The sequence below is a fragment of the Gallaecimonas aegicerasi genome (genome assembly GCF_045291545.1).
GTDB lineage: Bacteria > Pseudomonadota > Gammaproteobacteria > Enterobacterales > Gallaecimonadaceae > Gallaecimonas.
The window spans coordinates 1364160-1377910 of the sequence record NZ_CP149514.1; the positions used below are offsets into that span (position 1 = coordinate 1364160).

Annotated in this window: 12 protein-coding genes; 7 read left to right on the forward strand and 5 right to left on the reverse strand. The window is 54.5% G+C overall.

Translation table 11 applies throughout. The features are described 5' to 3' along the window. Window positions 1-46: 46 nt before the first annotated feature. From WDB70_RS06710 to acs, 3 genes are all read left to right on the forward strand, one after another. Window positions 47-367, forward strand: coding sequence for a DUF485 domain-containing protein (locus tag WDB70_RS06710; RefSeq protein ID WP_406667862.1), 321 nt, complete (start codon window positions 47-49; stop codon window positions 365-367). Beyond that, the gene (locus tag WDB70_RS06715) at window positions 357-2015 is read left to right on the forward strand and encodes a cation acetate symporter (protein ID WP_406667864.1); all 1659 of its coding nucleotides are present in this window, start codon (window positions 357-359) and stop codon (window positions 2013-2015) included. Before WDB70_RS06710 ends, WDB70_RS06715 begins: the two co-directional genes overlap by 11 nt. Window positions 2016-2136: 121 nt before the next feature. Then, window positions 2137-4074 (forward strand): acetate--CoA ligase, encoded by a 1938-nt coding sequence (acs, locus tag WDB70_RS06720; protein ID WP_406667866.1) that lies wholly within the window; start codon window positions 2137-2139, stop codon window positions 4072-4074. Window positions 4075-4184: 110 nt separating this feature from the next. Here acs and WDB70_RS06725 read toward each other — a convergent pair whose 3' ends face one another. Further along, window positions 4185-5360, reverse strand: coding sequence for a DcaP family trimeric outer membrane transporter (locus WDB70_RS06725; RefSeq protein WP_406667868.1), 1176 nt, complete (start codon window positions 5358-5360; stop codon window positions 4185-4187). Between the two features lie 84 nt (window positions 5361-5444). Continuing rightward, on the reverse strand, window positions 5445-5930 hold the full coding sequence (locus WDB70_RS06730) for a MarR family winged helix-turn-helix transcriptional regulator (RefSeq protein ID WP_406667870.1): 486 nt from the start codon (window positions 5928-5930) through the stop codon (window positions 5445-5447). A 122-nt stretch (window positions 5931-6052) separates the two neighbouring features. Here WDB70_RS06730 and WDB70_RS06735 point away from each other — a divergent pair, with 122 nt between their 5' ends. The 4 genes from WDB70_RS06735 (at window position 6053) to thrC (ending at window position 11874) form a co-directional block, all read left to right on the forward strand. Next, complete coding sequence (locus WDB70_RS06735) at window positions 6053-7135, forward strand: porin (RefSeq protein WP_406667872.1); 1083 nt, start codon at window positions 6053-6055, stop codon at window positions 7133-7135. Between the two features lie 214 nt (window positions 7136-7349). Next, a complete protein-coding gene (thrA, locus tag WDB70_RS06740; protein WP_406667874.1) occupies window positions 7350-9740 on the forward strand; it encodes a bifunctional aspartate kinase/homoserine dehydrogenase I in 2391 nt (796 codons plus the stop codon). After that, window positions 9740-10633 (forward strand): homoserine kinase, encoded by an 894-nt coding sequence (gene thrB, locus WDB70_RS06745; RefSeq protein ID WP_406667876.1) that lies wholly within the window; start codon window positions 9740-9742, stop codon window positions 10631-10633. The genes thrA and thrB overlap by 1 nt, the downstream gene beginning before the upstream one ends. Continuing rightward, window positions 10633-11874: a threonine synthase gene (gene thrC, locus WDB70_RS06750; RefSeq protein WP_406667878.1), complete on the forward strand. Its 1242-nt coding sequence runs from the start codon at window positions 10633-10635 to the stop codon at window positions 11872-11874. The genes thrB and thrC overlap by 1 nt, the downstream gene beginning before the upstream one ends. Before the next feature lie 23 nt (window positions 11875-11897). On the opposite strand, the gene cyoE is transcribed toward thrC, so the two are convergent. The 3 genes from cyoE to cyoC are packed head-to-tail and all read right to left on the reverse strand — an operon-like array spanning window position 11898 to window position 13744. Beyond that, complete coding sequence (gene cyoE / locus WDB70_RS06755) at window positions 11898-12758, reverse strand: heme o synthase (RefSeq protein WP_406667880.1); 861 nt, start codon at window positions 12756-12758, stop codon at window positions 11898-11900. Between the two features lie 51 nt (window positions 12759-12809). After that, complete coding sequence (cyoD, locus tag WDB70_RS06760) at window positions 12810-13139, reverse strand: cytochrome o ubiquinol oxidase subunit IV (protein ID WP_406667882.1); 330 nt, start codon at window positions 13137-13139, stop codon at window positions 12810-12812. Beyond that, complete coding sequence (cyoC, locus tag WDB70_RS06765; protein ID WP_406668030.1) at window positions 13139-13744, reverse strand: cytochrome o ubiquinol oxidase subunit III; 606 nt, start codon at window positions 13742-13744, stop codon at window positions 13139-13141. The genes cyoD and cyoC overlap by 1 nt, the downstream gene beginning before the upstream one ends. Between the last annotated feature and the right edge of the window lie 7 nt (window positions 13745-13751).

A 13751-nucleotide genomic window follows, 5' to 3' on the forward strand; every position in this document is an offset into this window, starting at 1 on the left:
CGCTTCTGACTAAGTTGTGAACGGACTGTAAATAAGGAGTTCCATCATGGACCATCCGCTCTACGAGAAGATACATAACAGCCAGCGATTCAAGGACATGGTGGCCAAGCGCGAACGTTTTGCGTGGCAGCTTTCCGTGGTGATGCTGGTGATTTATTTCACCTTCATTCTGCTGATCGCTTTTAGCCCACAAACGTTAGGAACGCCTATTGCAAAAGGTTCGGTGATCACTTGGGGGATCCCGGTCGGCCTGTTTGTGATCCTATCAGCGTTCTTTCTTACCGGGATCTATGTTCGCAAATCCAACCGCGAATTTGATGCTGAAAATCAGGCCATTATTGAGGAGGCCAAACGTCATGACGCATAAATCCTGGATTTTTGCCGCCACCTTGCTGACGCCGGGCCTGGCGCAAGCTGCCGAGGCGATTGGTGGGGAAGTGCATAAGCAAGCAATAAATATTCCCGCCATTATCATGTTTGTGGTGTTTGTGGCCTTTACGCTGGGCATTACCTACTGGTCAGCCAAGCGTACCCGCAGTACCGCCGATTACTATGCTGCCGGTGGTGGCATTACCGGCTTTCAAAATGGCTTGGCGATTGCCGGTGACTACATGTCAGCGGCATCCTTTTTGGGGATCTCCGGCCTGGTTTACTTGTCGGGTTTTGACGGCCTGATTTATTCCATCGGCTTTCTGGTGGGCTGGCCGCTGATCTTGTTTTTGATTGCAGAGCGGTTACGTAACCTAGGCCGTTATACCTTTGCCGATGTGGCCTCTTACCGGTTGCGGCAAAAGCCCATTCGCACCCTGGCTGCCTGTGGTTCACTGACGGTGGTTGCCCTGTATCTGATTGCCCAGATGGTGGGTGCCGGTAAGCTCATCCAGCTGCTGTTCGGCCTGCCCTATCACTATGCAGTGATCCTGGTTGGGGTGTTGATGGTGCTGTATGTGTCCTTTGGCGGCATGTTGGCAACTACCTGGGTACAGATCATCAAAGCGGTGCTACTGCTGGCTGGGGCAACCTTTATTGCCCTGATGGTGCTCTACCATGTTGGCTTCAGCCCTGAGCATCTGTTTGAAGAGGCTGTGAAAGTGCACCCCAAAGGGGATGCCATTATGTCACCCGGTGGTTTGGTGTCTGATCCGGTGTCGGCCATTTCGCTGGGGATTGCACTGATGTTCGGTACCGCGGGCCTGCCGCATATTCTGATGCGTTTCTTCACCGTTGGTGATGCCAAAGAAGCCCGTAAGTCCGTGTTCTTTGCCACCGGTTTTATTGGTTACTTCTACATTCTGACCTTTATCATCGGTTTCGGTGCCATTTTGCTGGTATCCACCAACCCGGACTTCCGCAATGCGGCTGGCCAGTTGCTGGGGGGTAACAACATGGCGGCGGTGCACCTGTCGCGGGCTGTCGGTGGTGACCTGTTCTTCGGGTTTATCTCCGCCGTTGCCTTTGCCACCATCCTGGCGGTGGTGTCTGGGTTGACGCTGGCTGGTGCTTCTGCGGTTTCTCATGACCTTTATGCCAGTGTCTTCCGTAAGGGGCAGGCTTCTGAACGTGAAGAGCTGAAAGTATCGCGCATGGCAACCTTTGTACTGGGCTTTGTTGCTATTGTGCTTGGCATCACCTTTGAGAAGCAGAACATTGCCTTTATGGTGGGCTTGGCGTTTGCTATCGCCGCCTCGACCAACTTCCCGGTGCTGTTCTTGTCCATGTATTGGTCCAGGCTGACCACCCGTGGTGCTACCATTGGTGGCTGGATGGGCCTGGCAACAGCGGTAACGCTGATGATCCTGGGCCCCACTATCTGGGTGGCGGTACTGGGCTTTGACCATGCTGTGTTCCCCTACAAGTACCCGGCACTGTTCTCGGTAGCAGTTGCCTTTATTGGTACCTGGTTCTTCAGCGTCACCGATAATTCGGCTGAAGCTAAGGAAGAAAGGGAACGATTTGTTCCGCAGTTTGTGCGTTGCCATACTGGCGTTGGTGCGGCTGGCGCCGCCGAGCACTAAACCGCAAATAAACCATTGAAAAACCCGGCTTTAGCCGGGTTTTCTACTTTGGTCTAATGGTCGCTGAACAGCGCTGTCGACATACTCGACTCAACATTTCAATAACAAGATAGGGATTGCCATGACTATCGAACGCTACCCCGTCATGCCGCATATTGCCGAAACAACCCACCTTAATCGCGACCAGTATCAAGCGCTTTATCAAGCTTCGGTCAGCGACCCTGAGGCGTTTTGGCGTGAGCAAGGCAAACGCATTGACTGGATCAAGCCTTACAGCAAAGTAAAGGACGTCTCTTACGATCCCCATAATCTTTATATCCGCTGGTACGAGGACGGTACCCTGAATGCCAGCGCCAACTGTCTGGATAGACACCTGGCAAAGCACGGTGATACCACGGCACTGATCTGGGAATCTGATGACGGCAGCGAAGTCAGCAAGGTGACGTATGCCGAGCTGCACGAGCGGGTTTGCCGTTTTGCCAACGTGCTGAAGACCCAGGGCGTTAAAAAAGGTGATGTAGTCACCATCTATATGCCGATGGTCATCGAGGCCGTTGTTTCCATGCTCGCCTGTGCCCGCATTGGTGCCGTGCATTCGGTGGTGTTCGGCGGTTTTTCTCCTGATTCCATTGCCGGACGGATCATCGACGGCAAGTCAAAGCTGGTGATCACCGCCGATGAAGGCCTGCGCGGTGGTCGTGCTATTCCTTTGAAAGCCAATGTCGATGAAGCCTTGAGCCACAGCGATGTGACTACCGTTGAGCGCGTTATTGTCTTTAAACGTACCGGTGGAGATATTAACTGGCACGATGGCCGTGACGTTTGGTGGCATGATCTGGAAGCGGCACAAAGCAAAGACTGCCCAGCCGAAGAAATGGCCGCCGAAGATCCGTTATTTATTCTGTATACCTCCGGCTCCACCGGTAAACCCAAAGGGGTATTGCATACCACGGGTGGTTACATGGTTTATGCCTCACTGACCCACGAGCTGGTATTTGATTACCAGCCGGGTGAAGTGTACTGGTGTACTGCCGATATTGGCTGGATCACCGGCCACTCTTATCTGGTTTACGGGCCACTGGCTAATGGCGCTACCTGCCTTATCCATGAAGGGGTGCCGAACTGGCCGGGGCCAAGCCGCCTCGGGGAAATTGTCGACCGTCACCAGGTTGCCATTCTCTACACCGCGCCAACCCTGATCCGTGCCTTGATGGCACAGGGTAAAGAGCACTTTGATGGCATGGACGGCAAGAGTCTGCGCATTCTTGGCACTGTTGGTGAACCGATTAACCCGGAAGCCTGGCGTTGGTATCACGAGGTCATTGGTCGCGGCCGTTGCCCGATAGTCGACACCTGGTGGCAGACGGAAACCGGCGGCATCATGATTGCGCCATTACCCGGTGCTGTAGATGCCAAGCCTGGCTCAGCCACCCTGCCCTTCCTGGGCATTCAGCCGCAGCTGGTTGATGGCAGCGGTAACCCCGTTGAAAGTGAAGGCAGCTTGGTGATCACCGATTCCTGGCCAGGTCAGATGCGGACTGTCTATGGCGACCACGAGCGCTTTGTACAGACCTATTTTTCGACCTTCCCGGGCAACTACTTTACCGGTGACGGTGCCCGGCGTGACGAAGACGGCTATTACTGGATAACCGGCCGGGTTGATGACGTCATCAACGTTTCCGGACATCGCCTGGGCACGGCTGAGATTGAGTCGGCGCTGGTGGCACACGAAGATGTTGCCGAGGCCGCTGTGGTTGGTTACCCCCATGACATTAAAGGGCAAGGTATTTACGCCTATGTCACGCTCAATCAGGGCGTTGAGGCCACAGAAGAACTGCGCCAGGTCTTGCGCCAATGGGTGCGTAAAGAAATCGGGGCTCTGGCAAGCCCGGACTTGGTGCAATGGGCACCGAGCTTACCGAAAACCCGTTCAGGCAAAATCATGCGTCGCTTCTTGCGAAAGATTGCCGCTAATGAGTGTGATGCACTGGGTGATACAACGACCCTGGCAGACCCCAGTGTCATTGACTCGCTCATCGATACGCGTCTGAACAAGTAAGGCCCAACCCTGTCGTTTTGCCCGCCAACCGGCGGGCTTTTTTATGGGTGTTTGTTACCGGCATAAAAAAACGCCGCAAAAGTGCGGCGTTTTTATTTAACAGCTTTTTGTTAGAAAGCGTATTTACCAAAGAACTGTACGCGACTCAGGTCACCCTTATCGCCATTTTCCAGCTCACGCTGCGCGAACATGTATTCCACACCGAAAGTCAGTGGTTTGATCGGCGAGTACATCAAGTTAACGTGAGCCGACTGCACTTTCTTGTTCACGGTGCCAGCAACATAATTGTTGTTGTTATTGGCAGTGCTACCAGACAGGGTAAAGGTGGAACGCATTTGATCGTTCCACCAGTGACGGTAGGCCGCAAACGCAGACACGGTGCTGATGGTGTCAAGGCTACCAGTGCCTTTAACGGCGGCACCGGCAAAGGTGTTCAGTGCGATATAACGGCCCAGGCCATCACCGGCAGTAACCATGAAGCGGAAGTCGTCCTTGTCGCCGACTTTGAACAAGCCGGAGGCACTGACGCCGTAGCCGCTGGCAGTTTCACCACTGTGAGTGGTGCCGTAGATATCGGTGGTATCTGCCTTCAACTGGCGCAGGATACCGGCCACCATGAAGTGACCCCAGTCACCTTTCATGTTGTAACGAGCCACCACGTCGGGCAGCTGTGCTGAGTCTGCCTCAACACTGCCGGCCTGGCCGAACTCGGTGTAGGTCGTGTCGGGGTTTTCAATAGAGAACTGCCAGTTACCAGAGGTGTAGCGGATCTGCGCTTGACGAACAAAAACGGTACTGTCAGCCGGGCCCAGGAAATCAGCGGTTTCCGGCAGTGAGCCGGTGTCCTGGAAAGTGGTAAAGGTCTGACCGAACAGCCAGTTGTCGTAGCTGAAATAAGCGTGACGCAGGCGCGGACCCTGAGAGTTCGATACCCGCTCGTTACCATTGAAACCAGACAAGAAGTCCATCTCAATGTAAGTTTTCAGGGTGTGGCCATCAATATTACTGGTGGTAGCCAGATTAAAGCGGCTTTCACGGGCGGTGAAGTCAAGCACCGGATCGGGGCCACTGTTACCGGTTACCGGAATGGTGTTCGGCACATTGTAGATACGACCAATACTGCTGGAAGCAGGTGCCGGACCGTCACTGTAGTCACTGTACATAACACTGGCTTTGATATAGCCACCGACACTGACGGTGGTGTTATCTGACTTATAAATTTCCGCAGCGTGGCCAGGTAACGCCAAGACAGCGCCAATGGCGCCAGCGATGAGGCTCTTATTCATAGTTCTCTTCCTGTAGTGTTGGGGCATGAGCTCATTATTGGTAGAACTTCACGTTTTAACTATTACAGATGAAGCTGATGCTTCCTATTCGCCTTTGGTCGAATTTAGGTGCTGTTCCAAGGTCAACACCGGCGAAGCATCAATATCTTCTGCATCCATCATAGTTGCCACGCGCTGTAATGAACTGAGAATGAGCGTTTGTTCCCAGTCAGCCAGTTCATTGAATTGTTTAATGAAGGCGTTTTGCAGCAGTGCCGGCGCTTTTGCCAAAGCCTCTTGGCCCTGCTCGGTCAAGGTTAGCTCAACTTTCCGTTTATCGAGCGTGGAGCGCTCGCGGCATACCAGGCCGCGCCCTTCCAGACGGTCAATAATGCTGGTAACGGTGGCCTGCGATAAGTTGACCTGTTTGGCAATGTTGCGGGTAGTGTCACCTGGAACGTCAGCTACCGCCCGCATGATCATCAACTGAGGGCCGGTAAGGGACGATACCTTGTTGAGCTGCCGTGAATGCAGATCAATGGCGCGAATTATTTTTCTCAGTGCTGTCAGCACCTGATCAACTGGTTCCATTGGCCCTCCAATTTAGCGTGGCTATTGTAATTCTCTCTACTGCAATTGATAAGTCCCGTATTTGAATTAGACTTCATAAGTCGGCATAATCGTTCGCCCCCTAATGATAAGGTTAACTGAATATGCGAAAAAGACTGCTTCTCTCGACGCTCGCTTTAGTTGTTGCTGCGCAAGCTCATGCCGATGTTAAGGTCGGTGGCGCCTTTCGACTTAATTATGCATGGAAAGATTACGATCAAATCAATAAGGATAAAGGCGGCAACTGGGATATCGAGCTTTTCCGCATAGACGTCAATGGCGATGACGGCAACTGGTTTTATTCAGCTCAGTACCGTTGGTATAAAGGTTTTGAAGCTATTCATCACGCTTATGTGGGCTATAAGTTCGATGAAAACCGCAATATTAAAGTCGGTGTGACCAAGGTACCTTTCGGCTTGTTGCCGGTGGCTTCGCATGGCTTCTGGTTCGGCGGTACTTATTACCTAGGCCTTGAAGATGATTACGATACGGGTATCGTTTATCAACAAAAAGACGGTGACTGGCTGTTCCATGCCGGTTACTTCAAAAATGATGAGTACAGTAACGGTTCCCGCTATGACCGTTATTCCTTCGATCTGGCGGGTGTCAATGGCTCTCGGGCAGACGAAAACGGTCAAATTAACCTGCGTGCTGAAAAAACACTGCACTTTGCTGGTTCACGCCTGAAGCTCGGTGCCAGTGGCCAGTTCGGACAACTGTACCGCTATGACCACCACTCCCACGATAACCGCTGGGCTGGTGCCGTACACGCTGACTGGAAAACCGACAGTGGCTATCAAGTACAGCTGCAAGAAATTCACTACGACTACAGCACTGGAACCAACACGGTTGACATGTCAGCCTTCCAATACCCGTTCCCGGTTGCTGCCAAGGCTGACGTAGTGTCTTTCAACTTGGCCAAAACCTTTACAGTTAATAACGACTTTGTTGACACTGTAACTTGCTATAACGACCACACCCAGATCCTGGCATCTGGCGATGGCGTTGATAACTCTATCCAGAACGTTACCGGTTGTATGCTGGCTAAAGGTGGCCTTTACACCTACGTTGACTGGATTGCCGGTAAAAATATGTGGTTTGCAGGCGGTAACGGTATCGGTGTTGCCAGCCCAACCAACAATGGCTGGCACTCCCGCCTGAACATCAATATCGGTTTTTATTTCTAAATAAGGGTTGACACCGCCTTGTGTTTTCAAGCAAGGATAAAGAGACACTATTAAGGTTTTTGTGATAATGACACTGACTGTATTGACCCACACCACCATTACCGGCACCCCCCTTGGGGGGTATCGGCGGGCGCCGTTGGTCTACGGAAAGTAACATTATCCCAACCCAGAAAAGCCCGCCTCTTCGGCGGGCTTTTTTATTGCGGAGAACCCCATGCAGGTAATGAAATTCGGCGGCAGCTCACTTGCCAGCCCCAGGCATTTTGACACTGTGGTGGCATTAACTGAGCAAGCAATGACTGAAGGCCCTGTGGCAGTAGTTTTGTCTGCCCCGGCTGGCGTCACTAACCAACTGATGGCGCTTTGTGATAACACCGATACGACCTGCCTGAACGACATCATTACCCCATGGGCCACCGCCTTTCCTGCGTTAGCAGCGGCTTTAAAGCAGTGGCAGCAACAACTTCAGGCATGGTGCCAGGGTATTGAACTGTTGGGGACCTGCCCCGATGCCACTCGCGTAGCCATTGCCAGTGCCGGCGAACGGTTGTCGGTGCTCATTCTCCAGCACCGGATGCTGGCACATCAGCCTCATATCCTGGATCCGGCAGGCCTGCTACTGGGTTTCGGCCAGCCTTTGGATGCCCTGGTTGATCTCGACGCATCGCGTACCAAGTGCCGGGCATTACGCGATAACCTACCGGCGCTGGCATTGATGCCCGGCTTTTTTGCCGGCTTTCGTAATGGCGGCCAATGCTTGTTGGGCCGCAATGGCTCTGATTACTCGGCGGCGGTACTGGCTGCCTGTCTGGATGCCCAGCAGCTGGTGATCTGGACTGATGTTGACGGTGTCTATCAGTGTGATCCCCGGCTGGTGCCTCAGGCCCAGCGCCTGCAACAACTGTCGTTCTCTGAAGCGTTGGAACTGTCCCATTTTGGTGCCAAGGTCTTGCATCCGAAAACCCTCGGGCCGGTTAGCCGCTTTCAGATCCCCACCTGGATACGCTCCAGTTTGAATCCCAGCGCCCCCGGCACCCGTATTGACGGCCAGATTCAGGTAGCTGAACGTCCGGTCAAGGCGCTGTCCAGCCTCAGTGATGTGGTGATGGTGTCAGTGTCTGGCCCTGGCCTCAAAGGCATGGTGGGCATGGCCAGCCGTATTTTTGCTGCAGTCAGTAATGCCGGGGTATCGGTTTTGCTGATCACCCAGTCATCCAGTGAATACAGCATCAGTTTCTGCCTGGCGCGCTGTGACGAACGCCGGGCGGTAGAACATATTCAAGAGGCTTTCACTCTGGAGTTGGCCTCAGGCATGTTAGAGCCGGTACAGGTGCAACAGGACTTGGCGATCCTGACACTTATTGGCGATAACATGCGCCAGGCCAAAGGCGTGGCCGGGCGTTGTTTCACCCAGTTGGGGCGGGCCAACATCAATGTTGTGGCAATAGCCCAGGGCTCATCAGAGCGGGCCATTTCGGCGGTGATCCCGCAGGCGTCAGCCAATAGAGCGGTACAGGTGGTACATCAGGCTTTCTTTGACAGTGCTCTGCCCCTGGAGCTGATCGTACTGGGTTGTGGCAATGTAGGAGCAGCTCTCCTGCAACAGTTAGAAAAGCAGCAACCCTGGCTGCACCAGCAAGGTATGGCAATAAAGTTACTGGCTGTTGCCAACAGCCAGCAAATGCTATTCGCAGACAAGGGTTTATCGATAGCACACTGGCAGGCGCAACTGGCGGAAGCGCCGCCACTATGCCTGGAGCAGCTGCTGGCACTGGGGCCACAACTGATGAACCCCGTGCTGGTGGACTGCACCGCCAGTGACAAGTTGCCGGACCATTACCCGGCCTTTATGGCGGCCGGATTTCATGTGGTGACACCAAATAAAAAAGGCAATGCCGGTGATATTGCGCGCTACCAGACGCTGAAAAATACCGCCCGGCAACACCGCCGCCGTTATCTCTATGACACTACCGTCGGAGCGGGCCTGCCGGTTATAGAAACCCTGCAAAACCTGGTACATGCTGGTGACAGTTTGCAGCAATTTAGCGGTATTTTATCCGGGTCGCTGTCTTTTTTGATGGGCCAACTGGAACAGGGCGTGCCCTTCTCCAGCGCCGTACGGGAGGCTATGGCGAAAGGCTTTACGGAGCCTGATCCGCGCGATGATCTTTCCGGCATGGACGTGGCCCGAAAGGTGTTGATCCTGGCCCGTGAAGCTGGCCTTGCGTTGCAACAACACGAAGTCGCTCTTGCCGGACTGCTTCCGGATGCTTATCTGCAATTGGACAAAACGCAGTTTTTGGACCGGCTGGAAGAGCTCGATGCGTACTTCGCAACCCTGGTGGCCGAAGCCGCCGCCGAGGGCAAGGTGCTGCGCTATGTGGGTCAGATTGAACAGGGCCGAGGTCAGGTAGGGTTGATGGCGGTAGCGCCGTGGCATCCACTGTATGCGGTTAAAGGCGGAGAAAATGCCCTGGCCTTTACGACCCGTTACTACAGCCCCGTGCCACTTTTGCTAAGGGGCTACGGTGCCGGTGCCGATGTGACCGCAGCAGGTATTTTTGCTGACATTCTACGAACCCATAACTGGCTGCGGGAGGTCTGATGCGTATTTTTGCTCCGGCTACCTCAGCCAATCTTAATGTCGGTTTTGATGTGCTTGGCGTTGCATTGCAACCGCTTGAAGGAGAGCCGCTTGGCGACTGGGTCAGTGCCGAATTGGCCCGACAAGACAGCTTTAGCGTCAGCGGCCCCTATGCTGACAGCCTTGGTGAGCCAGCCGGTAATGTTGTGGTTCAGGCCTGGCAGCGCTACCGACAGCTTTGTGGACAACAGCCGCCACTGGCTTTACACCTTCACAAAGGCATGCCGGTAGGCTCCGGGCTAGGGTCATCGGCCGCCAGTGTGGTGGCCGCCGTACTGGCCATTGACGGCCAGTGCCAACAACTTTCGACACAACAGAAGCTGGCATTGATGGCCGAGTTGGAAGGCCGGTTATCCGGCGCCGTACACTGGGATAACTTGCTGCCGTGTCTTTATGGTGGCTTGCGCCTTGGTGAGCAGGCTTTGCCGGTGCCGGACAACTGGCTATGGCTGGTAGCGTACCCGCCGGTGTCGCTGGAAACCCGGAAAATGCGGGCCTTACTGCCCGATACTATCAGTCGCAGTGCGGCCAGTGCCCAGGCGAGCCGGCTAGGCCAATTCGTCGCGGCGTTATATCGCCAGGATGGCGCTGGCGCCGCAGCACTGATGACTGATCCTTTAGTCGAGCCTTATCGGGCACCTTTGATTCCGGGTTTTGACGCGCAAAAAACCGCGCTTTTGCACGCGGGAGCTTTGGCCGCCGGGTTGTCTGGCTCGGGGCCAACCGTCTTTGCGGTCTTTGATGACATCAACAAAGCCCAACAGGCCGCCGACCAGCTTCGTGAGTGGGCCGCTGGTGGTTTTGTCAAACTGTGCCGCACCGATATGCAAGGTGCGCGGCAAGCGGAGGCATAATGCAGTTCTACAATCTCAACGATCCCAGCGAAAAAGTGTCTTTCAGCCAGGCGGTACGCCAGGGCCTAGGACGACAGCAAGGGCTGTTTTTTCCTGAAACGTTGCCTCGTATGGATGCCCGAGCTCTGGCCACCCTGCCCCGTCAGGCCCGCTACCTGGCCTTGCTGCGCCCTTTTGTCGGGGAGGATCTGAGCGATGATGCGCTAACCGACATAATCAACTCGGCCTTTGGCTTTCCGGCGCCCATTGTCACCGCTGGCAAGCAACAGGCTTTGGAGCTCTTTCATGGTCCGACTCTGGCTTTTAAGGATTTTGGCGCCCGCTTTATGGCTCAGTGCCTGGCCCGTTTTCGCCGTGGCCCGGTGACCATATTGACGGCCACCTCCGGTGATACCGGCGCGGCGGTGGCACACGCCTTTTTCAAACTACCGGGCATTCGGGTGTTGGTGCTGTACCCTGCTGACAAAATCAGCCGCCCGCAAGAGCAACTGTTCTGCACCCTGGGGGGAAACATCGAAACCTACAAGGTTGCAGGTAGCTTTGATGACTGCCAGGCGCTGGTCAAGACGGCCTTTGATGACCCCGAGATTGTGCAGGCCTGCCAGCTGACATCAGCCAACTCGATCAATATCAGCCGGCTGCTGGCCCAGATCCTGTACTTTTGGGATCTGGCGCTGGCGGTGCCGGATGCGGTGGTGTCGGTACCCTGCGGGAATTTCGGTAACCTTACCGCCGGGTTGATTGCCCAGCGAATGGGCGCGCCAATTCGCCGCTTCATTGCCGCCACCAATAGCAATGACACCGTGCCCCGCTACCTTAACAGTGGCCAGTGGCAACCCCATGCCACCGTCAGCACGCTGTCTAATGCAATGGATGTCAGCCGGCCTAATAACTGGCCCCGAGTCGAGGCACTGCTCGCTAAGGGCGCCGGGCCTGTTGCGGCGGTTGCGGTCAGCGAGCTACAAACCGAAGAAGCCTTGCAACAACTGGCAGCCGCCGGTTACCAATGTGAACCCCATGGTGCGGTGGCTTACCATGCGCTGCAGGTATCACTGCAAACCGGTGAACAGGGGGTCTTTTTATGTACTGCCCACCCGGCCAAGTTTAAAGACAGCGTTGATGCCATCTTGGGCACCGATCTGCCCTTGCCTCCGGCGTTAGCAAAAACTCTGCCGGCCGCCAATTTATCTGTGCCTCTTGCCGCCCAGTGGCCACCGCTGCGACAAATTTTACAGGCATAAAAAAAGCGCCTTTCGGCGCTTTTTTAATTGGCGATGGCCACATCCACCGACATCATGAAGCTCAGTAGCGTCACCGTCAGAATGGAAAAACCAAACAGCTTTCGGGCCCAGGAGGTATCGTCCTGGGTTTTATAGCCTTTAATGGCCAGATGCAGCCAATAGGTGCCAAGCCCCAGCGCCACCACAAAGTAGGCATAGCCGGTGTAGCCGGTAATGGTCAACAGTAAGCTTGCCGCCAAAAAAGCAATAATGTAAGCAACAATATGCTTTTTGGTCACACCAATACCTTTGGCGACAGGCAGCACGCAAATAGACGCTGCCGAGTAATCCTTCAGCCGGAAAATGGCAATGGCATAAGAATGCGGCATTTGCCAGAGGCTGAAGATCATGAACAGAATAAAGGCACCCAGATCCAGCTCATTGCTCACCGCAACATAGCCAGCCAGCGGCGGCGCTGCGCCGGAAAAGCTGCCAATCAGGGTGCCATGAACGGAATGGCGTTTCAGCAGCAGGCTATAAAGGCCCACATAGATGAAAAAACCCGCCAGGGTCACTGTTACCGCCAGGCCGTTGGTGCCCAGTGCCAGTACACAGATCCCCAGCACGCCCAGCAGCAAGCCGTAGGCAAGGGCTACCGATAACGGCAGTTCACCTAGTGCCAGCACCCGCTCGCGAGTCCGCTCCATCTTTTTGTCGATGTCACGGTCGATGCAGTTGTTGAACACACAGCCGCTGGCCACCACCAGAGATACCCCTAAAAGAGTACTCACCAGAGTCAGCCACTCAAAGCTGCCTTTGGCAGCCAGGAAAAAGCCGCCGGCAACGGAAATCAGGTTGCCGAAAATGATCCCTGGCTTGGTGATGTCGATGAACTTTCTGATCATGAAATATCGCTCAAAGGAAGGATGGGGGCAGCGTTGGCTGCCCCCAGAGGCTTACATGGTGAGGCCGTACAGGTGCCACATGATCCAGGCGGAACCGGCTACCAGAATAAAGGCAATAACACCGGTAAACGCAAAGGCGGTGACATTCCAGCGCTGCTCCGAAGAGGTATTCATGTGCAGGAAGTACACCAGCTGGATCAGCACCTGGGCAATGGCGGCCAGAGACATGGTGATAACCACCACAACCTTGGATGCCATACCCGGATACATGACCAGGGCAAACGGGATCACTGTCAGAATGATCGACAGAATAAAGCCGTTCAGATAGGACTTGAAGGTACCGTGGCTGGCACCGGCAGCCGTATGAGAATGATCGCTCATTACAGGGCCCCCATCAGGTAAACGAAGGTGAATACGCAGATCCAGACGATGTCCAGGAAGTGCCAGAACAAGCTCAGGCTCTGCAGACGGTAGTTGTTGACCTCAGTCAGACCGTACTTGGCGACGTGGTACATCATCACCACCATCCAGACCAGACCCATGCTCACGTGCAGGCCGTGGGTACCGACCAGTGAGAAAAAGGCGGTCAGGAAGGCGCTGTGATCCGGGCCCAGGCCTTCAACGATCAGGTGATGGAATTCATAGATTTCCATCCCGACGAAGCCGGCACCCAGCAGTGCGGTGATCACCAGCCAGAGCAGCGTTTTTTGCTTGTTGCCGGCGTGTACGGCCAGCATTGACAGGCCGCTGGTGAAAGAACTGGTCAACAGCAGGAAGGTTTCGACCAACACATAAGGCAGTTCGAAAATATCCTTGCCAGTCACACCACCAGCTGTGTGACTGTACAGAACCGCGTAGGTCGCAAACAGGGTCGCGAACAATACGCAGTCGGTCATGATGTAAATCCAGAAACCGAAGACCTTCAGTTCGGACACATCGTGATGCCCATGATCATGGGCATCCGCGTTCAACGTTTCACTCGACATGTTTGAC